The 23,197-nt window shown below is 65.2% G+C and carries 21 protein-coding genes; 13 read left to right on the top strand and 8 right to left on the bottom strand.

Translation table 11 applies throughout. The features are described 5' to 3' along the window. Positions 1-21 precede the first annotated feature (21 nt). The 5 genes from ASG77_RS04940 to ASG77_RS04960 all read left to right on the top strand — a co-directional run bounded on the left by ASG77_RS04940 (position 22) and on the right by ASG77_RS04960 (position 5,704). The gene (locus tag ASG77_RS04940; RefSeq protein WP_082575849.1) at positions 22-1,140 is read left to right on the top strand and encodes a histidinol-phosphate transaminase; all 1,119 of its coding nucleotides are present in this window, start codon (positions 22-24) and stop codon (positions 1,138-1,140) included. Positions 1,141-1,289: 149 nt separating this feature from the next. Then, a complete protein-coding gene (locus tag ASG77_RS04945; RefSeq protein WP_056341878.1) occupies positions 1,290-2,570 on the top strand; it encodes a thiamine pyrophosphate-dependent dehydrogenase E1 component subunit alpha in 1,281 nt (426 codons plus the stop codon). Next, on the top strand, positions 2,570-3,550 hold the full coding sequence (locus ASG77_RS04950) for an alpha-ketoacid dehydrogenase subunit beta (protein WP_056341881.1): 981 nt from the start codon (positions 2,570-2,572) through the stop codon (positions 3,548-3,550). The genes ASG77_RS04945 and ASG77_RS04950 overlap by 1 nt, the downstream gene beginning before the upstream one ends. A gap of 45 nt (positions 3,551-3,595) precedes the next feature. Then, the gene (locus ASG77_RS04955) at positions 3,596-5,068 is read left to right on the top strand and encodes a dihydrolipoamide acetyltransferase family protein (protein WP_056341883.1); all 1,473 of its coding nucleotides are present in this window, start codon (positions 3,596-3,598) and stop codon (positions 5,066-5,068) included. A gap of 27 nt (positions 5,069-5,095) precedes the next feature. Continuing rightward, positions 5,096-5,704, top strand: a complete 609-nt coding sequence (locus ASG77_RS04960; RefSeq protein WP_200950660.1) for a phosphatase PAP2 family protein — start codon at positions 5,096-5,098, stop codon at positions 5,702-5,704. A 13-nt stretch (positions 5,705-5,717) separates the two neighbouring features. Here ASG77_RS04960 and ASG77_RS04965 read toward each other — a convergent pair whose 3' ends face one another. From ASG77_RS04965 to ASG77_RS04985, 5 genes are all read right to left on the bottom strand, one after another. Continuing rightward, on the bottom strand, positions 5,718-6,065 hold the full coding sequence (locus ASG77_RS04965) for a hypothetical protein (RefSeq protein WP_056341887.1): 348 nt from the start codon (positions 6,063-6,065) through the stop codon (positions 5,718-5,720). 155 nt (positions 6,066-6,220) lie between these two features. Further along, on the bottom strand, positions 6,221-6,649 hold the full coding sequence (locus ASG77_RS04970; protein ID WP_056341890.1) for a universal stress protein: 429 nt from the start codon (positions 6,647-6,649) through the stop codon (positions 6,221-6,223). 53 nt (positions 6,650-6,702) lie between these two features. Beyond that, positions 6,703-8,007: an aminotransferase-like domain-containing protein gene (locus ASG77_RS04975; RefSeq protein ID WP_056341894.1), complete on the bottom strand. Its 1,305-nt coding sequence runs from the start codon at positions 8,005-8,007 to the stop codon at positions 6,703-6,705. Between the two features lie 56 nt (positions 8,008-8,063). Continuing rightward, the gene (locus ASG77_RS22445) at positions 8,064-8,942 is read right to left on the bottom strand and encodes a hypothetical protein (RefSeq protein WP_235564328.1); all 879 of its coding nucleotides are present in this window, start codon (positions 8,940-8,942) and stop codon (positions 8,064-8,066) included. Between the two features lie 198 nt (positions 8,943-9,140). Next, positions 9,141-9,701: an NAD(P)H-dependent oxidoreductase gene (locus tag ASG77_RS04985; protein ID WP_056341895.1), complete on the bottom strand. Its 561-nt coding sequence runs from the start codon at positions 9,699-9,701 to the stop codon at positions 9,141-9,143. A 120-nt stretch (positions 9,702-9,821) separates the two neighbouring features. Here ASG77_RS04985 and ASG77_RS04990 point away from each other — a divergent pair, with 120 nt between their 5' ends. The 7 genes from ASG77_RS04990 (at position 9,822) to ASG77_RS05020 (ending at position 19,666) form a co-directional block, all read left to right on the top strand. After that, positions 9,822-10,430: a TetR/AcrR family transcriptional regulator gene (locus ASG77_RS04990; protein WP_056341897.1), complete on the top strand. Its 609-nt coding sequence runs from the start codon at positions 9,822-9,824 to the stop codon at positions 10,428-10,430. Between the two features lie 361 nt (positions 10,431-10,791). Then, a complete protein-coding gene (locus ASG77_RS04995; protein ID WP_056341899.1) occupies positions 10,792-11,775 on the top strand; it encodes an ABC transporter permease in 984 nt (327 codons plus the stop codon). A gap of 2 nt (positions 11,776-11,777) precedes the next feature. Further along, positions 11,778-12,752 (top strand): ABC transporter permease, encoded by a 975-nt coding sequence (locus ASG77_RS05000; RefSeq protein WP_056341900.1) that lies wholly within the window; start codon positions 11,778-11,780, stop codon positions 12,750-12,752. Further along, a complete protein-coding gene (locus ASG77_RS05005) occupies positions 12,749-14,980 on the top strand; it encodes an ABC transporter ATP-binding protein (RefSeq protein WP_056341905.1) in 2,232 nt (743 codons plus the stop codon). The genes ASG77_RS05000 and ASG77_RS05005 overlap by 4 nt, the downstream gene beginning before the upstream one ends. A gap of 48 nt (positions 14,981-15,028) precedes the next feature. Continuing rightward, positions 15,029-16,747: an ABC transporter family substrate-binding protein gene (locus ASG77_RS05010; RefSeq protein ID WP_056341909.1), complete on the top strand. Its 1,719-nt coding sequence runs from the start codon at positions 15,029-15,031 to the stop codon at positions 16,745-16,747. A gap of 142 nt (positions 16,748-16,889) precedes the next feature. Further along, a complete protein-coding gene (locus ASG77_RS05015; RefSeq protein WP_056341914.1) occupies positions 16,890-17,960 on the top strand; it encodes a Gfo/Idh/MocA family protein in 1,071 nt (356 codons plus the stop codon). 170 nt (positions 17,961-18,130) lie between these two features. Continuing rightward, positions 18,131-19,666, top strand: a complete 1,536-nt coding sequence (locus ASG77_RS05020) for a S8 family peptidase (RefSeq protein WP_056341917.1) — start codon at positions 18,131-18,133, stop codon at positions 19,664-19,666. A gap of 175 nt (positions 19,667-19,841) precedes the next feature. Here the strand turns inward: ASG77_RS05020 and ald are convergent, their stop codons facing one another. Next, positions 19,842-20,960: an alanine dehydrogenase gene (ald, locus tag ASG77_RS05025; RefSeq protein ID WP_056341919.1), complete on the bottom strand. Its 1,119-nt coding sequence runs from the start codon at positions 20,958-20,960 to the stop codon at positions 19,842-19,844. A gap of 233 nt (positions 20,961-21,193) precedes the next feature. On the opposite strand from ald, the gene ASG77_RS05030 reads away from it, so the two are divergent. Continuing rightward, a complete protein-coding gene (locus ASG77_RS05030; protein WP_056341921.1) occupies positions 21,194-22,411 on the top strand; it encodes a PucR family transcriptional regulator in 1,218 nt (405 codons plus the stop codon). A gap of 60 nt (positions 22,412-22,471) precedes the next feature. On the opposite strand, the gene ASG77_RS05035 is transcribed toward ASG77_RS05030, so the two are convergent. Further along, positions 22,472-22,867 carry a helix-turn-helix domain-containing protein gene (locus ASG77_RS05035; protein ID WP_056341923.1) on the bottom strand — a complete coding sequence of 132 codons (396 nt, stop codon included), beginning with the start codon at positions 22,865-22,867 and terminating at the stop codon, positions 22,472-22,474. A 57-nt stretch (positions 22,868-22,924) separates the two neighbouring features. Beyond that, complete coding sequence (locus ASG77_RS05040) at positions 22,925-23,137, bottom strand: hypothetical protein (RefSeq protein ID WP_056341925.1); 213 nt, start codon at positions 23,135-23,137, stop codon at positions 22,925-22,927. Between the last annotated feature and the right edge of the window lie 60 nt (positions 23,138-23,197).

Consider the following 23,197-nt stretch of genomic DNA (forward strand, 5'->3'; position numbering starts at 1 on the left):
AGGCGAAGTAGGCTAGTTTGCATGACTTCATCAGAGATGGTGCCTGGCGAAATCCGGCCGCGCCCCGTGGTTGGCCGGCTTCCTCGCTACGCCGCAGGAAAGCCTCCCGTCGCCGTGGACGGGCTGGCCAGCTACAAGCTCTCCTCCAACGAGAACCCCCTGCCCCCTCTTCCGGCGGTGCTGGAGGCGATTTCCAACCAGACGGACTTCAACCGCTACCCGGACCCCCTCAGCAGCAAGCTTCGTGCTGCGCTCGCCGAGTTCCTGGCGGTGCCGGCCGAGGATATTGTCACCGGAGCCGGAAGCCTTGGCGCCCTGAACCAGTTGCTGTCCACGTTCGCGGGCCAGAACGACGACGGCAAAGCCGACGAAGTGATCTATGCGTGGCGGTCCTTCGAGGCCTACCCCATCAGCGTGGGCCTGGCGGGCGCGGAAAGCGTCCGCATCCCGCTGACGGCAGACGGACGCCATGACCTGGACGCCATGGCTGCAGCCGTCACGGTCCGCACCAGGGTCATCCTGCTCTGCACCCCGAACAACCCCACAGGCCCCATTCTGACCACTGCCGAAACGGAGCGGTTCATCCGGGCGGTCCCCTCCGACGTTGTGGTTGTTATTGATGAGGCCTACCAGGAGTTCGTCCGCGCCAACGACGCCGTGGACGGCATCGCGATGTACCGCAAATACCCGAACGTTGTGGTGCTCCGGACGTTCTCCAAGGCACACGGACTGGCGGGCCTGCGCGTGGGCTACAGCATCTCGAACCCCGGGCTGACGCAGTACCTGCGTGTCGCGGCCACTCCCTTCGCCGTGTCACAGATCGCTGAGAAAGCAGCCATTGTCTCGCTGCAGAATTACCCGCTGGTTGTAGAAAGGGTACAAAGCATCGTGGACGAACGAACCCGCGTAACCAGCGGGCTGCGTGAGCTCGGCTGGTTTGTGCCCGAGGCGGAGGGTAACTTCATCTGGTTGAACCTGGGCGAAAACAGCTCGGAATTTGCCGACCTGGCGGGCACACAGGCGCTTTCGGTGCGAGCCTTCGGCAGCGAAGGCGTGCGGGTCAGCATCGGCGAGGCAGAGGCCAACAGCCGGTTCCTCGATCTCTGTGCAAACTATACAAAGGCGCCACGACGTTCCTAGCGCTTAACATGCATCAGGAGCGGCACCTACTGAAGATAAAGTAAGGACCAGTAAGCCAATATATATGCCAACACGGGAATGCATTCCTCTAGCGGCATATATCCCAGCGACATTGCAATGCATCCGCATGCGGCAAGCAAGGAGACGGTATGGGCGCCACACATCTGCCCTCCACCGAGTTCGATGAGACAGCGGCAGACGACCAACTCGAGGCCGAGGCCGAGGCCCAACTGGGCAGTCCGGCCGAGCCTATGGTGCAGCTGCTGGCCCCTGACGGGACCCTGGGGACGGATCCGGTCTTCTCCGCGTATGCGGATCGGCTGGACGGTGAAAAGCTGCGAGGCTTCTACGCTGACATGGCCAAGATCCGCCGCTTTGATGTGGAGGCAACCGCACTCCAGCGCCAAGGTCAGCTGGCCCTGTGGGTCCCGCTGACCGGCCAGGAGGCCGCGCAGATCGGCTCCGGGCGGGCCAGTCAGCCGCAGGACTACATCTTCCCCACCTACCGCGAGCACGGTGTGGCGCTTACCCGCAATGTGGACCTCGCGGAGCTCCTACGCCAGTTCCGCGGGGTTTCGAACGGCGGCTGGAACCCGAAGGACACCAACTTCCATCTCTACACCCTTGTCCTCGCCGCGCAGACGCCGCATGCCGTCGGCTACGCAATGGGGATCCAGCGGGACCAGAAGGCTGCCGCCGCAGTCGCCGCTGATGGGGCGCAGGACCGGCCGGCCGAGCCCAAGGCCGCGGTGATGGTCTACTTCGGTGACGGGGCCAGTTCCGAGGGCGATGTCCACGAATCCATGGTGTTCGCCGCCTCCTACAACGCGCCGGTGGTGTTCTTCTGCCAGAACAACCACTGGGCCATCTCCGTTCCCAGTTCGGTGCAGACCCGCATTCCGCTGTCCAACCGTGCTAAGGGTTACGGTTTCCCGGGAATCCGGGTGGACGGCAACGATGCAATCGCCGTCCACGCCGTGACCGAGTGGGCGCTCGAACATGCCCGCGAGGGCAAGGGGCCGGTGCTGATCGAGGCGTTCACCTACCGCGTCGGTGCGCACACCACGGCTGATGACCCCACGAAGTACCGGGAATCCGCCGAGGAAACCCTATGGCGGGCCAAGGATCCGCTTGACCGTCTGGAAAAGTACCTCCGTGCCCAGGGTCTGGCCGATGACGCGTTCTTTGACCAGGTCAAGGCCGACGGCGACGAACTCGCCGCCTACGTCCGCAAGACCACCTACGACCTCGAGACCCCGGACATCCGGACCGCCTTCGCCAACACCTATGTCGAGGCCCACCCCCTGGTGGCCGAGGAATTGGCCTGGTTTGAGGAGTACAGCGCAGGCTTCGCCGAAACGCCGGAGCACAACAGCGCTGAACCTGGCAGCCCGGACCCGGACGACGCAGCGACAGGAGTGGCCCGCTGATGACCACCATGACCATAGCCAAGGCCATTAACGAGGGCCTGCGCGCCACCTTGGACAACAATCCGCGGACCCTGCTCATGGGCGAGGACATCGGGGCCCTGGGTGGCGTCTACCGCGTCACGGACGGACTCCTCGCGGAGTTCGGCGCGGACCGCGTGGTGGACACACCGCTCGCGGAGTCGGGCATCATCGGCACGGCCATCGGCCTGGCCCTGCGCGGCTACCTGCCCGTCTGCGAGATCCAGTTCGACGGGTTTGTGTTCCCCGGTTTCAACCAGATCACCACCCAGCTGGCCAAGATGCACGCCCGCAGCAACGGCAACCTCACCGTTCCCGTCGTTGTGCGGATCCCTTACGGCGGCGGTATCGGCTCCATTGAGCACCATTCGGAATCTCCGGAGGCGCTGTTCGCCCACACCGCAGGCCTGCGCATCATCACACCGTCCAACGCCCACGACGCATACTGGATGATCCGGCAGGCCGTGGAGTGCCAGGACCCCGTGATCGTCTTCGAACCAAAGCGCCGCTACTGGCTCAAGGGCGATGTTGATACCGAGTCGCCTGGCGCGTCGGCCGATCCCTTCAAAGCGCATGTGCTTCGCGAGGGCACGGACGCCACAGTGGTGGCCTACGGACCGCTCGTGCCGGTGGCCCTTGCCGCTGCCGACGCCGCCGCCGAGGACGGCCACAGCATCGAGGTCATCGACCTGCGGTCCATTTCGCCGATCGACTTCGATACCGTCACGGCGTCGGCCAAGAAGACAGGCCGGCTCGTGGTGGCGCATGAGGCACCGACGTTCGGCGGCATCGGCGGCGAGATTGCTGCCCGGATCAGCGAACGGGCATTCCTCTCACTGGAGGCTCCCGTGATCCGGGTGGGCGGCTTCCACATGCCGTACCCGGTGGCCAAGGTCGAGGAAGACTACCTCCCCGACATCGACCGCATCCTCGAGGCGCTGGACCGCGCCCTGGCCTACTAGGCGCAGGCACGCTTCCCGCTCACGCTTGCCGCGAAAGAGGACATCATGACTCTGAACAAATTCAACCTGCCCGACGTGGGCGAAGGCCTTACCGAGGCGGAAATCGTCGCCTGGAAGGTCAAGCCGGGGGACACCGTTGCCATCAACGACGTCCTGTGCGAGATCGAGACCGCCAAGTCGCTCGTTGAGCTGCCGTCCCCCTTCGCCGGCACCGTCACCGAACTGCTGGTCCCCGAGGGCGTGACCATCGACGTCGGAACCGCCATCATCAGCGTCTCTGACGCCGTCTCCGGTGACCCGACGCCGGCCGATGTCCCGGCCCCTGCAACTCCGGTCCAGCCGTTGTACGGCAAGCTTCCCGCGGACGACGACGGCACTTCAGGCAGTGCCCTGGCCGGCGGTCCCCTGGTGGGATCGGGCCCCAAGGCCGACGCCGTCAAGCGCCGTCCCCGGAAGGCGGCACCCGCCGCCCAGGCCGGGTCAGCCCCGGTCCCGGCGATTTCGACAAGGTCAATCACCGAAAACCCGCTGGTCGAGCCTGTCGAGACCCAGACGAGCTCAACCAGCGGAATGGTCGATAACCGGCCCACTCTCGGCGGAACGATCACAGGCCTCGTGAACCGGGTCCTGGCCAAGCCGCCCGTCCGCAAGATCGCCCGGGACCTGGGGATCGATCTCGCCGATGTGGTGGCCACCGGCTCCCGCGGCGAAGTCACGCGCGAGGACCTGGTCAGCTACCAGTCCCAGCGCGATGCAGAGCTGGACCAGGCCGAGGGCTTCTGGGGCAAGGCAGGCAAGCCCCAGGACCAGCGGATTGAACGGATTCCCGTCAAGGGCGTCCGCAAGGCGACGGCCAAGGCGATGGTGGAGTCGGCTTTCTCCGCGCCGCACGTGAGCATCTTTGTTGATGTTGATGCCAGCCGCACCATGGAATTCGTCAAGCGGCTGAAGGCTTCACGCGACTTTGAGGGAATCAAAGTCTCCCCGCTGCTGATCCTTGCCAAGGCCGTCATTTGGGCTGCAGCCAGGAACCCCAGCGTCAATGCCACCTGGGTGGACAACGTGAGCGGGACCGATGCCGCGGAGATCCAGGTCAAGCACTACATGAACCTCGGCATCGCCGCAGCCACCCCGCGGGGACTAATGGTTCCGAACATCAAGGACGCGCAGGACCTCTCGCTCAAGGAGCTGGCGCTGGCCCTGAACAACCTGGCCACCACAGCCCGGGCGGGCAAGACTCAGCCCGCCGAAATGCAGGGCGGAACGCTCACCATCACCAACATCGGTGCGCTTGGCATTGATACCGGAACGCCGATCATCAACCCGGGTGAAGTGGCCATTGTTGCCTTCGGAACCATCAAGCAGAAGCCCTGGGTCCTGGACGGAGAGGTCATCCCGCGCTGGATCACCACCCTCGGCGGCTCCTTTGACCACCGGGTGGTGGACGGTGACCTGTCCGCCCGCTTTATGGCCGACGTCGCCGCGATCCTTGAGGAGCCAGCGCTCCTGCTGGACTAGGACGCCGGGACTAAGAACATCAACACTGTGAACCAATCCGCCATTTTGTCCAGGAACCGCACGGCCAGGTGGCTCACAGAGGGGTTCCAACCGCCGGTGGTGGTGACGCTTCAGCTGCTTATCAGCCCTGTGGTGGAGGCCGGATTCCCAGGCACCATCGGCTATGGAGCCTTGGCTGCGCTGTTTGTGTGCGTACTGCCGCTCGTTGTGCTCCTGGGGCTCGTAAGGCTGGGCAAGGTCACGGACCACCACGTCAGCAACCGCAAACAGCGGGCACCCGTACTGCTCATGGCACTGGCGTCCGTGACCGCCGGCCTGGTGGTGCTGCAAGCCGCCGGTGCGCCGCGAAGCGTGATGGTTATGGTGTTGGCCATCGTCGGCGGCATCGTTGTGCTGGCCGCCGTGAGCCCCTTCTGGAAGATCAGCGGCCACGCGGCGGCGGTGTCGTCGGCCGCAGTTATTTCCGTCCTGATGCTCGGTCCGGCCTGGCTGCCGTTACTCCTGTTGGTTCCCGCCGTCGGCTGGTCCCGGGTGGTGCTCCGCGCGCACACCTTGGCGCAGGTGGTGGCCGGGTCGCTGTTCGGCGGACTGGTGATGGCCGGCCTGTGGTGGCTTTTGCGCGGCTGGCTCCTCTAGCGGAAGCCTGGCGTCAGTAGCCGTAGGCGGAGTAGGCCGTCATCATCTCGACCATCTCGGGATTACCCGCCATGGCGCCAGCCAAGGCAGGCAATGTGGCGAACATCAGGCCGCACAGAACCAGGGCAATGCCTGAGAGGGCCGCGAAGAATTTCCAGTCGCTGCGCAGCACGCTCTCCAGGGTCTCCGGCAGAAGCAGCCCCGGCGCGATGAGGTTGGGGGCGCTGTCCACGGAGCCGTCATCCAGCAGCGCAATGACGCGACCGTTGCCGCGGTCCACCCGCATGGAGCAGATGTGGTTGCCGTGGCGGGCCAGGAGGATGTCGTGGCCTACAAGTTGGCGGCGCTGAAGAGTAAGCAAGGGGGCCCTTTGGCTGGAGTGGAGAGTGGTTGTCCGCTCCGTTGAGGGCACTTCCATTTCATGGCCTGCAGTGTGCCGAAACCGGCCTTAAAAGGGGTGAGAACGGACACCATGCACCGCTGCGGTGCGGCTGGTGCATGGTGTCCCGTTGTCAGTTAGTCGGCGTCGTAGGTGTTGGCGATGTAGACGTCGCACGTGGCATTGTGAGCCACGCTGTTGGCCACGCTTCCCAGGACCCGGCCGATGCCGCGCATCCGCCGGTTGCCCACCACGATCATTCTGGCGTCCAGGCGCTCGGCTTCCTTGATGAGCGCTTCGGCAGGCTTGCCGCGGGCGGCCGAGTAGGTCACCTTGATGGAGCCGGCCAGGGCCTCGGCCACTGTCTTCGCAACATGCTCGGCACCGTCGGCGTCGGAAACAATCCACTGGTCGCTGCCAGAGCCGAAGACCTCGGTACGGTCGCTGTCGAAGGCTGAGACGACGTGCAGCGAGGCGCCCACGGCGGCGGCGAGATCCCGTGCCGATTCGGCGGCCTTCTTGGCGGTGCCGCTGCCGTCAACGCCGACAACAATAATTCCGCTCATGCTTTGTACTCCTTGTTCAGTATCAATCGTGGCCTCACTCAGTCCGGCCAACGTTACAGCGCTGCCAGGGCTTCGCGCAGTACCGGGGCCAAACGGCGGACACCTTCCTTGATGGCGTTGGGCGGCACCGCGCTGAACGCCAGCCGCAGCTTATTGGAGGGCGAATCGGACGGTGTGAAGGCAGCCCCGGGGATAAAAACGACGCCGGCGTCGATCGCCTTCTGCAGCAGGGGATAGGTATCCACGCCTGCCGGCAGCGTGACCCAGACGAAGAAGCCGCCTTCCGGGCTGGTCCAGCTGGTGCCGGCTGGCATGTGTTCGTCCAGGGCGGCCAGCATTGCCGTGCATCGTTCGGCGTAGAGTCCGCGGTAGGTCTCGATCTGGCCCTTCCAGTCATAGTCGCTGAGGTAGGCGGACACCAGCATCTGGTTCAGCGTCGGAGGGCACAGCGTGACAGATTCGGATGCCAGGTAGTAGCGCCGCTGGAGGTGCTCCGGGACCAAGGCCCAGCCGATGCGAAGACCAGGGGCGAAGATCTTGGAGAACGATCCCATGTAGATGACATCGGCCGGGTTGGCCGCGCGGAGCGGTTCCAGAGGCGTCCCGTTGTACCGGAGCAACCCATACGGGTTGTCTTCCAGCACGAGAATATTCGCGTTCCGGCATATATCAACAATCCGCTGGCGGCGTTCCCCGGCCAGGGTGATTCCTGAGGGGTTGTTGAAGTTGGGGATGGTGTAGAGGAACTTAATGTTCTTCCCGGCTGTCTGGAGGGCGGCGATCCGGGCCTCCAACAGCTCAGGCACCAGGCCGTCGTCGTCCATCTCCACGGTGGCCACCTCCACCTGGTACGCCTCAAACGTATTGAGGGCGCCCACGTAGGTGGGGTTCTCGACCAGCACCACGTCGCCGGGGTTGCAGAAGACCTTGGTGGCCACATCCTGGGCCGACTGGGAGCCTGCGGTGATCACCACATTCTGCGGGACCGCGTCCAGGATTCCTTCTGCCGCCATCACCTCGCAGATCTGGGTGCGCAGTTCTTCCGTGCCCTGCCCGCCGCCGTACTGCAGGGCCGTGAGCCCTTCGTTGGCGATGATGCTTGCCGCCGTGGCGGCCAGCCGCTCAAGCGGAAGGGATTGCAGGTACGGACTGCCCCCGGCAAGGGACACCAGTCCGGGGCGCATCGAGATGTCGAAAACGTCCCGCACTGCTGACTGCTTAATATTGGCTGCGCGCTCCGAAAACAGCGCCTCGTGGGGATGGGCGGCGCGGTGGGCGGACGTGGCCGCGCGCTCGATGGCATCAATGGCTTCGGCCGGTAACTGCACTGCGCCGGCATCAAGTGTTTCGTGGCTCACATCTTCAGGATACAGCCGGCAGTTGCCGATAAGGCAACATCTGTTGATCAATTGCGCTACTGGAGGCGTAGCGCCTCGGCGAGCCTCACGCCGTTGACGTAGACCTCGGCGCGGATGGCGCCCACCGAGGCGACGGCAGTCTGCGTGAGTTGGGCCTCGATGCGCGGGATGTCGCACACCCCCGCCGGACGGATCGAGCCGGACAGGTAGACCGTCACGGCCGTGCCGTCGAAAGTGCCGGACAGGAACGTGAGGCTTGAGCCTGACAGGGAGTTGTATAGGCCGGGGGCAGGTTCTGCAGGGCTGTCCAGCAGGGCGCGCATGGCGTTGGCCAACGGTTCCGTGGAGCCCGCCACGGTGCGGCGGACGCCGGCCAGGCTGTCGTTGCAGCCAAAGCGCACACCTCCGGCCCCGCCGTCGTCGAGCAGTACGTAGTAGGCAGTCACCGTCTGGGATCCGCTGGACTGGCCAGGGGCCGGCCGGGCCGGCGGCGGCGCCGAGGGCTCCGGGGCCGGTGAGGGGATCGCCCCGCCGGCCGTAGTGGTACCGGGTGCCCCGCCGGCTCCGGGCGCGGCGTTTCCGGGCGATGCCGTCCCTGACGCCGGACCGGTGCCCGGTGCCCGTTCGGGTGTTCCGAGCGTCCCGCCGGAGGCGTGGCCCGGGGGCGCGGGGGATGAAGCGGCGGACGGGCCGGTGGTTTCAGCGGGCACAGCGGTGGCCGGCGGAGGTGCCTGCGGCTGGGGAATTGGAACCAAGGGCGGGTGGGCGCGGTCAGAGTGTTCAATGGTGGTTGCGCCGGGCGCGACGCTGCTCCCGGCAGACGGGTTGGGGGTGGGGGCGCAGCATCCCAGCCACAGCGGAAGCGTAAGTGCTGCCGCCGTCGCCATCAGCTTTCCGGCGCTCCGCCTGCCTGCCATGTCCGCACCGCGTTCCATCCCCGAATGCTTTCCGTGCATTAAACGTTACGGCGGTCCCTCAGCCCTGAAAATGCCCGCGAGGTACCGGTTGGAACAAGACTTGGTCACGCGCGCGGCGGCTGGGTCCATTCCTGCTCACGGTGCGATAACAAATGCCCCGGCCACCTTGTGGTGCCCGGGGCATTTGGTTGCTTGGCGCTGCTGCGTGCGGCGGCCTTACGCTGCCGGCTGGACGGCGGCGATTGCGTCGAAGACGCCCTTGATCTGCTCCACTACCTCGGCATCGTCCTTCGGGTGCAGCTCGGCAAAGCGGACCATGGAGCCGGGGACGGCAAGCTTGACGTCCTCGAGTACCTGGGCGCCGGCGATGCCCACTGCCTTGCGGGCCTCGTCCTGTGCCCACACGCCACCGAACTGGCCAAATGCGGTACCGACGACGGCGGTGGGCTTGCCGGAGAGGGCACCGGCACCGAAGGGGCGGGACAGCCAGTCGATGGCGTTCTTCAGCGAGGCGGGCACGGTGCCGTTGTGCTCCGGGGTCACCAGGAGAATGGTGTCGGCGTCGTTGGCTGCTGCGCGGAGGGCGGCGGCCGCGGCGGGAACCTGGCCCTCGACGTCGATGTCCTCGTTGTAGAACGGGATGTTGCCCAGGCTTTCGTGGATGACCACGTCAACCTGCTCGGGGGCGTTTAGCTGGATGGCTTCGGCGAGCTTCTGGTTGGTGGATTCGGCGCGGAGGCTGCCAACAAGGGTAAGGACGGTGCTCTTCTTCGACATACGGACTCCTTTAGTGGGCCGCGGCGGGACCGCTGGCCGGTGGAAGGGTGGAGGCTTGGTGCCTTCATGGACTAAACGGACCGTAGTCCGATTATTATTCCCGGGTCTAGGATATGGACTGTGAGCTTTATCCCGCTGCTGCCCGGTTCGCTCTCCGGCCCGCCCGCTGAGCGCAGTGATGCTGCCCGGAACCGTGAGCGGCTGTTGGGCGCGGCGCGGGAACTGATTGCCGAGTGTGGCCCGGACGCCCTGACCATGGACAGGCTGGCCGAGCGGGCCGGCGTGGGCAAGGGCACCGTCTTCCGCCGATTCGGCAGCCGCGCCGGGCTGATGATGACGTTGCTGAGCGATTCCGAGGCCGCATTCCAGGCCCGCTTTATGTTCGGCCCGCCGCCCTTGGGGCCGGGCGCCCCGGGCCTGGAGCGGCTGATCGCCTTCGGTGCGGAGCGGATCGCGTATGTGATGGAGCATGGGGACCTTGCGAGGGCCGCCGAGGCTTCGGCCCGCAGCCGGTACGAGGTCCCGGCAGCCAAGCTGTGGCAGCGCCACATCGAGCTCCTCCTCCGGGAGGAGGGCATGGATGCGGATCCGCTGCTGATGGCCATGTCCCTGACCGCAACACTGGATCCGGACCGGATCCTGCACGCCGTCCGCGTCCACGGCCTGGCGCCCGAGCGGCTGACGGACTCCTGGCGGGAACTTGTCACGCGGGTGGTCCGCGGGCGGTAGAGTACGCCTGAATCCCACGGCTCGTCCAGTCAAATCAATTCCACGGAATTATTCAATAACAATATGATACGGAGTGCGCGGATTCCGCTCAGGTGCCCGCATTGCGGGCGCTACTCTGTGGTAGTTTCCTCTGGAATGTGACCCGCAACATAGTCCACCCGGACTTGCTCTGCGCTGGTCGCGGGAGGCCGGCTACACGCTGGTGGGGACCCGGTGGCGGCGAGACCCGTTGCTGGCCGGGAAAACGGAAGGATCTGGAACGTGGATGTAGTGAAGGCAGGAACTCCGTTGCCGGCCCAGGGGCATCCCTTGGAGTGTTCTTCAAGAATCCCGGCGGCAACGAACCTGAAGTAGCTGCCACATGATCAGGTACCTCGCCAAGCGCGGCATCACCTACGTCTTCATGATTTTCCTGACCACGTCAGCCGGCTATTTCCTGGCGGTCAGCTCCCTCAAGCCAGCCCTCCTCGAACAGGAACGGATTCCCCGTCCCACCCCCGAGCAGGTCGCCAATTCCATGCGCCTGAAGGGTCTGGATCCGGACCTCAGCCCATGGGAGCGCTACGTTGAGTGGCTCAACGGGATCGTGACCCGCTGGGACTGGGGACGCAGCCCCAACGGCGCCTTCATCAACGCTGAATTCGGGGACCGTGTGTGGATCTCCACGCGGCTCTTCCTCGCATCCATCATCCTGACGCTGGTCATCGGCGTCGCCCTCGGGGTCTACTCGGCTGCCCGGCAGTACAAGTTCCAGGACCGGGTGATCACGTCCTATAGCTATCTCGCTTACATCGTGCCCGCCCCCATTGCCTACTTCCTGGTTCAGCTCGGTGCCATCAACATCAACGAAACCGTCGGGGAGCGCATCTTCTTCGTGACAGGCATCTCCACGCCCGGCATGCAACCCGGGTGGGCGCAGTTTGTGGACATGGTGGCCCACTATGCAGTTCCTACCATCGCCATCACGCTCGTCGGCTGGGGTTCGTACCAGATCGCGCAGCGCCAGTACCTGCTGGACAACGTCAATGCGGACTTCGTCCGGACGGCACGGGCCAAGGGGCTCACACGGAACCAGGCCATCACCCGGCACGCCCTCCGGGTTTCCTTCATCCCGGTCGCCCAAAGCATCGCCTTCACTATACCGGCCATCTTCGCCGGTGGCTTCTTCGCCGAGAAGATCTTCGCCTGGCCCGGAGTGGGGTCCTGGAGCATTGACGCCATCTCGCTGCAGGATGTGAATGCGGCCACGGCCACCCTCGCCTACGGCTCGGTCATCTTCGCCCTGGGCGCCATCCTCGCCGACTTCGCCACCACGCTTGTTGACCCGAGAGTGAGGGTGCAGTAGCCATGACCAACCTCAACGCCGTTGATCCGGCAGCCGTGGCGCAGGACGCGCACCTCGAAAATGCCGACGTGGTGATCGCCAAGTCCACCATCATTTTCCGCCGCTTTATGCGGAACAAGACTGCCGTCGCCGGGCTGGCGGTTTTCCTGGGCCTGACCCTCTTCTCCTTCGTCGGGGGGTTCTTCACTCCTTGGGACAAGGAGACCATCGACCCGTTCAATATCGGCATGCCGCCTTCCGGCGACCACTTCCTGGGCACGTCGCAGGCCGGAATCGACCTCTACGCCATGACTGTCGAAGGCACCAGGATCTCCATCATGATCGGCCTGATTGTGGGCCTGGTGTCCGTCCTGGTTGCCGCGGTCTACGGCTGCACCATGGCCTATTTCGGCGGCAAAGTGGACAAGGTGATGCTCTTCGTCCTGGAGGCCCTCATCATGATGCCTGCCCTGCTGGTGGTGGCGGTGGCCACCAGCGGCGGAGGGGACGGCCTGAAGAAGAACCTCCCCAGCTGGCTCCTGCTGATCATCGTGCTTCTGGTGTTCAGCTGGATGGGGACCGCGCGGCTTATCCGCTCGATGTCCATGTCGCTGATGCAGCGGGACTTCGTCAAGGCAGCCCAGTACATGGGCGTCCCGCCGAGGCGCATCGTGTGGCGGCACCTGGTCCCCAACATCGGGTCGCTGCTGGTCCTGGACATCACCCGCGGCGTCACCGGCGCCATCCTGGCCGAAGTGGCCTTCTCCTTCATCGGCATCGGCATCAAGGTGCCGGACATCAGCCTCGGTGTGCTGATTGGCGGCGCCACGTCCCAGGTCCAGACCTTCCCCTGGATGTTCTGGGTCCCGCTCACCGTGATGTTCCTGCTCACGGGATCCCTGGCCATGATGAACGATGGCCTCCGTGACGCCTTCGACCCGAGCTCCAGTTCTGTTGGCCGGGCCAAAAAGAACAGCGCAGAGAAGAAGAGCAAATGAGCACCTTCCTTGAGCCGGCCGACCCGGCCCCCACAGCAGCCGAGCGGCTCCACATTGCCGGTCTCCACTCGCCGTCGGACGCTGTCCTGTCCGTCCGGGACCTGAACGTCAGCTTCAACTCCGAAAACGGGGCTGTGCACGCCGTTCGGGGCGTCAACTTCGACCTGATGCCCGGCAAAACGCTGGGAATCGTGGGGGAGTCCGGGTCCGGTAAATCGGTCACATCGCTGGCCATCATGGGCCTGCTGCCCGCCACTGCCGAGATCTCCGGCTCGGTCAGGCTCAAGGGCAAGGAACTGCTGGGCCTCAGCGACAAAGCCATGTGTGCCTACCGCGGCAACGACATCGCCATGGTGTTCCAGGACCCGCTGTCCTCCCTCACCCCGGTGTACACGGTGGGAACGCAGATCACCGAGGCCCTCACCATCCACAACCCCGGCATGAGCAAGGCGGCGAAGGAAACCCGCGCCGTCGAACTCCTGGCGATGGTGGGCATTCCCAGCCCCAGGAACAGGCTCAGGGCTTTTCCGCACGAGTTCTCCGGCGGCATGCGTCAGCGCGTGATGATCGCCATCGCCATTGCCAACAACCCGCGCGTACTGATCGCGGATGAGCCGACGACGGCACTGGACGTCACCATCCAGGCCCAGGTGCTTGAGGTGCTGCATACGGCGCAGGAGGAAACGGGCGCCGCCGTCGTGATGATCACGCACGATCTGGGCGTGGTGGCGGGCATCGCCGACGACATTATGGTGATGTACGCCGGTAAGCCGGTGGAAACCGGCAGCGTGGATGACATCTACTACGATCCCCGGATGCCCTACACGATGGGCCTGCTCGGGGCGGTGCCCCGCGTGGACGTCGCGGAGAAATCCTCGCTGGTCCCCATCGACGGCATCCCGCCGAACCTCCTGCACACCCCCACCGGCTGCTCCTTCGCACCGCGGTGCCCGCTGGTGACCGATGCCTGCCTGGACGGCGAGCCCGCTTTGAGCCCGGTTCCGGGAACTGGTTACCACCAGGCGGCCTGCATCAAATCCGGTTCCCTCGGCGGGGACGTGGATGTCCATGAGATCTTTTCCGCCCCGCCGGTCCCGGTCTCCCGCTTTGACCTCATCCCCCGCGGGGACCGTTCAACCGTGCTGGAACTCAAGGATGTCCGCAAACACTTTCCGCTGACCAAGGGTGCCCTGCTCAAGCGGCGCATCGGCACCGTGAAGGCCGTGGACGGCCTGAGCTTCGACATCCGCGAAGGCGAGTGCTTCTCCATTGTGGGCGAGTCCGGTTCGGGCAAAACCACCACCCTGCTGGAAATCATGGAGTTCCACAAGGACCAGGACGGCGAGGTGATCATCGGCGGCATCAGCAACAAGCAGGCCGCCGACGCCAAGACCAAAAGCGCCATGCGCCGGGAAATGCAGATGGTTTTCCAGGATCCCACCGGCGCCCTGGACCCCCGCTTCACCGTCTACGAGGTCCTGGCCGAGCCGCTCCAGAACGCCGGACTCAGCAAGCGGGCCATCAAGAAACGCATCATGGAACTGATGAATCTGGTGGGCCTGCAGCCGGACCACGTCAACCGGTTCCCCAACCAGTTCTCCGGCGGTCAGCGGCAGCGCGTCGGTATCGCCCGGGCACTGGCCGTGAACCCCAAACTCGTGGTCCTGGACGAGCCCGTGTCCGCACTGGATGTCTCGGTCCAGGCCGGCGTCATCAACCTCCTGGACAAGCTCCGCGCCGAGCTGGGCCTCAGCTACCTCATGGTGGCCCACGATCTCTCCGTGGTCCGCCACATCTCCAACCGGGTGGCGGTGATGTACCTGGGGAAGATCGTGGAGATCGGGGAGGTGGACAGGGTTTTCGACAACCCCCGCCACCCGTACACGCGCGCTCTGCTGTCCGCGATCCCTGTCCCGGACCCGCAATTCGAGCGCACTCGGGAGCGGATCATCCTTCAAGGCGACCTGCCGTCTCCGCTGGATGCCCCGAAGGGCTGCAACTTCGCCACCCGCTGCCCCGTCTTTGCGGCGCTTCCCGCTGCGAAACAGGAGCATTGCCTGACCTTGGAGCCCCCGCTCGAGGCCGTGCAGCCTTCCGCTGCCGTGGAGATTTTGGAGGCCGGCCCGGCGCCCACACCGGATCAGCGGTTCGCCTGCTTCTTCCCGGATGGTGAACTGGACGAGCACATGCTGGTGGTCCACGAAACGGCGGAACCCCATGCACCCTAGTTTTTTCGACCCATCACAAGCACCACCCGCACCTATGAAGGGAAAACCATGAGGAATCTGACCAAGATCGGCGGCGCAGCGGCCATTGCCGCAGCCCTGACGCTGACGGCCTGCGGCGGTGGCGGAACACCCACCGGACCGGAAACCGCGAAGGGGCAGGGAACGGGCAGTGACCTGGCCAAGCTCATCAGCATCAACGAAAAGCCGGCCGCTGATCTTGAGCCTGGTGGCAAGGTCACCCTGCCGCTGGGCAGCATCGGGCCGGATTTCAACGGGTTCTCCAACAACGGCAACAGCTCGGATAACTCCGCGATGATGGCCCCGATCAACCCGGTGGCCGTGAACAGTGGCGGCATCGGCGGTTGCTGGAAGGTCGACTTCGTCGGCAAGGCAACGCCGAACAAGGACTTCTGCGAGTCGGTGGAGAGCAAGGTTGTGGACGGCAAGCAGACCGTCACCATCAAGGTCAACGACAAGGCCACGTACAACGACGGCACCCCGATCGACATCAAGGCCTTCCAGAACACCTGGAACATTCTGAAGAGCCCGGATGCCGGCTACGACATCGTGAGCTCGGGGGCCTACGAATTCGTTGAGTCCGTCGAGGCTGGCAGCAGCGACAAAGAAATTATCGTCAAGACCACCCAGCCGGTTTACCCCGTGGATTCGCTCTTCTTCGGCCTGATCCACCCGGCCGTGAATACACCTGCGCTCTTCAACGAAGGCTTCGTGGGCGAAATGCATCCGGAATGGATGGCCGGCCCCTTCAAGGTGGACCAGTACGACGCCGCAGCCAAGACCGTCACCATGGTTCCCAACGACAAGTGGTGGGGCACCAAGCCGGTCCTGGAAAGCGTCGTCTTCCGCCAGTTGGAAACCAGCGCCCAGATCGCCGCTTTCAAGAACGGCGAGATCGACGCCATGTCCGCGAACACCATCGCCCTGTACAAGCAGCTTGAGGGCACCAAGGACTCCGAGGTCCGCCGTGGCCAGCGCCTCTTCGCCGGTGGCATGAACATCAACGCCCAGAAGATCACCGACGTCGCGGTCCGCGAGGCCATCTTCGCCGCCGTTGACCGCGAAGCCCTCCGCAAGGTCCGCTTCAATGGCCTGAACTGGGAAGAGCCCAGCTCCGGTTCCATGATGGTCCTGCCGTTCTCGGACTACTACCAGGACAACTACCCGGTGAAGGAAACCGGCGCGGACGTTGCCAAGAAGGTCCTGACCGACGCCGGCTACGCGCCCAACGCCGCCGGCATCATGGAGAAGGACGGCAAGCCCGCCGCCTTCAAGATCAGCAACTTCGGTGACGACCCCACCACCCTTGCCTTTACCCAGACCCTGCAGAAGCAGCTCCAGGCCGGCGGCATGGATGTTGGCATTGACCAGCGCGCCTCCGCCGACTTCGGCAAGGTCATCGGCGGCCGCGACTTCGACATGAGCGTCTCCGGCTACACCGTTGGCCCGGATTCCACCGATGCCGTCAAGCAGTACTACGACTCCAAGGTCAACGAAAACGGTCTTGGCGATGCCGAGCTGGACAAGAAGATCGCCGATCTTGCCTCCATCGAGGACAACGCCGAGCGCAACAAGGCAGCCATGGACGTTGAAAAGGAGCACATGGCCAAGTACTTCTCCATGGGTGTTGTGATGAACGGCCCGCAGATCTCCTTCGTCCGCACAGGCCTGGCCAACTACGGTCCGTCCCTGTTCCAGAGCCTCTCGCAGGTTCCGGACTGGTCCACCCTGGGCTGGATCAAAAAGTAACACCCTCCCTGCAACGCTCTCTCACTTAACGCAGGTTTTTGGCCAACGCTCTCTCACTTCCGGCAAGTCATCCGCGGGAAGTGAGAGAGCGTTTGGCGTTAATGCACACTAAGTGAGAGAGCGTACGGGTACCGTTTCCCCTATGACCTGGACTGAACCCGAACACCGTATCCGCACCGCCGTCGTCGGCTATGGCCTGTCAGGGAGCGTTTTCCACGCGCCGCTCATCGCGGCGGACCCCCGCTACGCGCTGGACGTCATCGCCACGTCCGACGCCGGCCGGCAGGCTGCCGCGATGCAGCGGTACCCCGGCACCAAGACAGTGCCCGACGGCGATGCGGTCCTTGCGCTCGCCAGTGACCTTGACCTTGTGGTGCTGGGAACCCCGCCGGCCACCCACTTCCCGCTGGCGAAGGCCGCCCTGGAAGCCGGCCTCGACGTCGTCGTCGACAAGCCGTTCGCGGTCCGATCTGCCGAGGGGCAGGAACTGATCGCCCTCGCGAAGCGGCTGGGCCGGGTGCTCACGGTCTTCCAGAACCGGCGTTGGGACGGCGATTTCCTCACGGTCCGGAAATTGCTGGCCGGCGAAGCCTTGGGTGCCGTGACCCGCTTTGAGTCCAGCTTCGAGCGCTGGTCCCCGGACATCTCCAAGGCGTGGAAAGCCAGCGCCACGGCGGCGGACGGCGGCGGCGTGCTGTTCGACCTGGGCACGCACCTTATCGACCAGGCGCTTTTGCTGTTCGGTCCAGCCGCCGTGGCCCACGCGGAACTGCAGGCGCGGCGTCCGCACGAGAAGGTGGACGACGACGTTTTCCTGGTGCTCAACCACGGGTCCGGGGTGACCAGCCACCTGAGCATGAACATGCTTTGCGCCCAGCAGGGCCCGCGCTTCCGCATTCTCGGATCCACTGGCGCGTTCACCAAGCACGGGATCGACCCGCAGGAACCGTACATAGTTGCCGGCGGCGGCCCGCTGGACACTGAATACGGCGTTGAGGCACCGGAATGGGCAGGATCCCTGGGCCGCGATGGCCACCTCGATCCGCTGCCCACGGAACGAGGTGCCTACCCCGAGTTCTACCGGCTCCTGGCAGCCAAGATCGACGACGGCGGCGCCACCTCCAAGCTGCCTCTCCCGGTAGACCCGGCAGACGCCGTCGAGGTGCTGAAGATTATCGAATCAGCCCGGGCTTACGGAACCGCCGGCTATTGAAATTGCGTGAGGTGAGTCACTAATGTCACTTGTTGCGGGTGATACCGAATTGTTGGGCAGGTGTAGCCCGGAAGGATCCGAGGCAATCAGCCGTCAGGATCGTGATCGATTGACTCTTGCCAGCGGCACCTGCGATCGCGTGGTGCCCGCCGGCAGAATTGGAGCACACCATGCAAAGATTCACCAAGCTTGTGGCGCCAATCGGGGCACTAGCCCTCGCCATTGGCCTTTCGACCGCCGCGGCTCCTGCGGCGTTGTCGGCCAATGGGCAGTCTGTCCAAACCGGAATGCAGGCAAATGCCCAAGCCGGAACCCAGACCTATATTGTCCTGTACAAGGCCAACGGCGTTTCCCGCGCTTCGCTTGCGGCAGTGCAGGGCGCCGGCGGCACGGTGGTGCAGGCTTATCCGCAGATCGGTGTGGCAATCGTAAAGTCGGACCGCGGCGGCTTTGATGCGGCCCTGCGCGCAGCAGACTCTTCTATTCAGGGGGCCGCTTCCACAGCCGGCTTCGCCGTGGCTGTCGAAGACGACAACTCCGGTGCGGCTGTGGCGGCCATAGCACTCGGCGCCCCGGCACCCGGCGATGACAACCTGGCCGCACTCCAATGGGATATGGACCAGATCCAGGCCCCGGCCGCCCGGGCGATCAATGGTGGCAGCACCTCGGTGGTAGTGGGCGACATCGACACCGGACTGGACTACACGCACCCGGACCTTGCCCCGAACGTTGATTTCTCCAGGAGCGTTTCCTGCGTTGGCGGCGTCCCGAACACGGATCCGGCGGCCTGGATGGATAACAACGGCCACGGCACCCACACGGCGGGAACCATCGCCGCCGCCAAGAACGGCATCGGCATGGTGGGCGTTGCGCCGAACGTGAAGATTGCCGGGATCAAGGCCGGCGACGACGACGGATTCTTCTACCCCGAGGCCGTGGTCTGCGCCTTCATGTGGGCAGGATCGAACGGTATCCAGGTCACCAACAACAGCTACTTTGCCGATCCCTGGCTCTTCAACTGCAAGAATGACCCCACCCAGCGGGCCATCTGGGAAGCCGAGCGCCGGGCCATCCGCTTCGCCCAGCAAAACGGCACCACAATTGTGGCCTCGGCAGGCAATCAGTCAGACGACCTGGCTCATCCCACCCAGGATGTCACCAGCCCGGATAACACCACCCCGGTCACGCGCGACATCACCAACGCCTGCGCCGTGGTTCCGGTGGAAGTTCCCGGCGTGATCGGCGTGAGCGCCAACGGCAACAAGCTGATCAAATCGTTCTACTCCAGCTACGGTGTGGGCGCCGTCAGCGTGATCGCGCCTGGTGGAGACTCGATCCTGCAGCAGACGGCGGCCGCCACTAACGGCCGCGTGCTCTCCGCTTGGCCGCCCGCCGCACCGTGCGCCCGCAGGGTGATCGACCCGAGCGGCGCCACGTACTGCTACCTGCAAGGCACATCGATGGCCGGACCTCACGTTGCCGGTGTCGCGGCGCTGGTGGTCAGCACCGGAGTCAGCAACCCGGGCACCGTGGCATCGCGGATCAACACCACCGCCGACAAGATGGACTGCCCGGCTGACATGAGTGTGTACGCCCCGTTCCCTGCAACGGACAACGGCGCACCTCAGGTGTGCCAGGGGGGTGCCGGCTACAACGGGTTCAACGGCCACGGCCAGGTGAACGCCCTCCGCGCGATCGGCGGCTGACGCGGGCGCCTGACGCACAACCACTGATGCACAACGAGTAAAGTACGACGGCGGGTCCCCGGTTTCGCTTGGAAGCCGGGGACCCGCCGTCGTACTCGATTATTTTGAATCGGCTGCTCCACAAGCGCCGCTTCCGGTCCCCATTAGGGCGCTTGTGGAGCAATCGATGGGGTTGTTATGCAGAAACCAGCTCGTGCCAATCCGAAACGAGGGGCAGGTTGTGCGCCTCGGAGACCGAGCGGTGAGCAACCTTGCCGCCGGCGATGTTGAGGCCGGCGGCGAGGGACGGGTCGCGGTCGAAGGCGGCCTTGACGCCCAGGTTGGCCAGGGCCACGGCGTAGCGCAGGGTGACGTTGGTCAGCGCGTAGGTGGACGTGTTGGGTACGGCGCCCGGCATGTTGGCAACGCAGTAGAAGATCGTGTTGTGGACCTTGTACGTCGGTTCCTGGTGCGTGGTGGGGTGCGTGTCCTCGAAGCAGCCGCCCTGGTCCACCGCGATGTCCACGAGCACGGAGCCGGGCTTCATGCGGGAGACGAGCTCGTTGGTGACCAGCTTGGGGGCCTTGGCGCCCGGAATCAGCACGGAGCCGATGACGAGGTCGGCGTCGACGACGGACTTCTCGATCTCGTAGGAGTTGGAGGCAACCGTCTTGAGCCGGCCCTGGTACTGGGCGTCGAGCTCGCGGAGGCGGTTGATGTTGATGTCCAGGATGGTGACGTCGGCGCCCAGGCCCAGGGCCATCGCGGCGGCATTGGTGCCGGCAACACCGGCGCCCAGGACAACCACCTTGGCCGGGCGGACGCCCGGTACGCCGCCGAGCAACACGCCCTTGCCGCCAGCGGGTGCCATCAGGGAAGTGGCGCCGACCTGCACGGACAGTCGGCCGGCAACCTCGGACATGGGGGCCAGCAGCGGCAGCGTCCGGCCTTCCTGCACGGTCTCGTACGCGATGGCGGTGACGCCGGAGTTGATGAGCGCCTGCGTGAGTTCCGGTTCGGCGGCGAGGTGGAGGTAGGTGAAGAGGATCAGGCCCTTGCGGAAGCGGTGGTACTCGGCTTTGATGGGTTCCTTGACCTTCATGACCATGTCTGCGCGGGCCCAGACGTCATCGGCCTCGGCAACGATTTCGGCGCCGGCGATGGCGTATTCCTCGTCCGTGATCCCTGAGCCCAAGCCTGCGCCGCGTTCCACCAGGACCGTGTGGCCGTGGGTGCGGAACTCGTGAACGCCAGCAGCGGTGATGGCGACGCGGAATTCGTTGTTCTTGATCTCTTTGGGGACACCGATGATCATTTGTGGCTCCATATTCTCAGGCCGCGTAGGCCCGAAATTGCGGGGAAGGTTGTGATTCCAGAATAAATCCGGCTGTGACCCAGCTGACAGGAAAGCGGGGTCCGGGGCACGCATACTTAGCGTCATTCCGGGAATTTTTGCTCTCGTTGGTCGACAAACGTTCAGCGTGAGAGCGTCAGGTGTCGCCTGCTGTTCGTTCGCCCGGATGCCTGCCGGAGCAGTAGGGTTACCCCATGCAGCATGACGTGGAACAACTGGTGGAGCAGGTGGCGCAGAAGCTTGGCCGGGGACTGTCGCTGGAGGACCTGGACGGCCTGTTGCTGGCTTACAGCTCCAACCAGTCCCACGCGGACCGGGTCCGGGTGAACTTTTTGTTGAGCAAGCGGGTCCCGGCCGATGTCAGCGCCTGGCAGCTTTCCCATGGCATCGCCACGGCGGTCCGCCCGGTAGCGATTCCCGCCAACCAGGAACTGGGGATGCTGGGCCGGGTGTGTGTTCCGTTGATGGTGCGCGGTTTCCGCGTCGGCTACCTCTGGGTGCAGCAGGACTCGGCAGAGGAAAGTCCGACGGCGATCCTCTCCCAGTTGCCGGACGTGACCCCGGAGATTGAGCTGCTTTCCGGCCTGCTGCTGGACTCCAACACCGCCGAGTCCGAGTTCCGGCGGGGCCGCGAACGCGAGTTCCTGGCCGCCTGTTCCGGCGAGGCCAACGCGGTGGCCGCCGTGGCGGGCTGGAAGGAAATCCAGGGCAAGGGGCCGTGGCAGATGGTTACCGTGCTCGACGCCGATGGCTGGGCCGGCGGCCCGGATCCCATTGCTTCCACGCTGATCCACCGCTCAGCCGCCCTGCAGGCCACGGTGGGGGTGGACGTGGCGCTGTTCAGCGCCGGCACGGAAACCCATTCGGTGGTGCTGTTCCGTGAGTCGGTGGGCCGGGCAAACCATGCCCAGGTGCTGGTCCACTACCAGCTGGAGCTGGCCAAACGTTCGGGCCGGCCCGTGCACCGCATCATCCTGGGCATCAGCGAGGGTTTTGCCAAGCCGCGCGAGCTTGCCGAGGCATACCGGCAGTCCAAGCAGGCGGCTCAGGCGGCGGCTGTGGACCCCCAGCTGGGCGAACTGGTGGACTGCCGCGCCACCGGTGTGTACCAGCTGCTGGCGTCGGCGGGCGGGGGAGCCGGCGCCTGGGCTGACTCCGGGTCCGTATATGTGCGGATGCTGGAGGACCACGACCGCAACGATGAGCTGCTCCCCGTACTGGAGCTCATCTACGATAATGACGGATCAGTCCAGGACGTGGCCACCAAACTCCACCTGCACCGCAGCAGCATCTACAACAGGCTGGGCCGCATCCGGCAGCTCCTGGGCGTGGACCCGCTGAAGGGGATGCCCCGGCTGGAACTCCACGCCGCACTGAAGATGCGGCGCTGGGCGGCGCGTCCGCGGATCTAGCCCGCGCGCCGGGACTCAACGCCCGGGACCCGCCCACCCCTGAGCCAGCTCACGACGGGGCTAGGTCTGCTCTGGCTGCTCTGGCTGGTCAAGCTTCTTCTGCCGGTCCAGCCAGGCCATGATGGCGGCCAGCCTGATCCGGCGGTGCGTGCCGCGGTATTCCACGGGGATCTCGCCGCGATCGGTCATGTTGCGCAGGTACGTGTGGGAAATCCCGGCGAGTTCGGCCGCCTGGGACGTGGTGAGCATTTCCTCCACGCTGCTGACGGTCACCGCTTCGCCGCGGCCCAGCCGAGCGAGCAGGTCCACGACGGCGTCCCTCGCCTGGGGCGTCAGCCGGTGGACCGTGCCGTCCACGAACACGGTGATGTCGTTGCTGTCCCGGAGGGAACGCGCGAGGTTCAGGGCGTCGTCGGCGGGCAGGCCAGCCGTTACGCGTGGAGCTATCAGTGCCATGCCAGAAGCCTAACCCGGGCACTTCCTGGGCCGAGCCGGTTCGGGACGCCCCCGGGCTCAGGCGTGCGCTGACAGCGGAGGATTCTGCTCAGTCATTCCGATCCACGCGAAGGCAAGCCCCGGACCGGCGCGGCCGCTTCTCCGGAACGCGCGAATGACGGAGCAGAATCCGACGCCTGCACCGCACTCCAGCCACGGCAGGCGCAGCGGCAGCTTCCCGGCGTCCGTCGCCTCCGGGCGCCGCTGGAACCCGGCTTCGATCACGGACATGGCCGTCGCCTCGCTGCCATGAGCGTCGCCCTGTCGTGCCGCGTTCAACAGGTCCCGGTC

The sequence above is a fragment of the Arthrobacter sp. Soil762 genome, assembly GCF_001428335.1.
GTDB lineage: Bacteria > Actinomycetota > Actinomycetes > Actinomycetales > Micrococcaceae > Arthrobacter.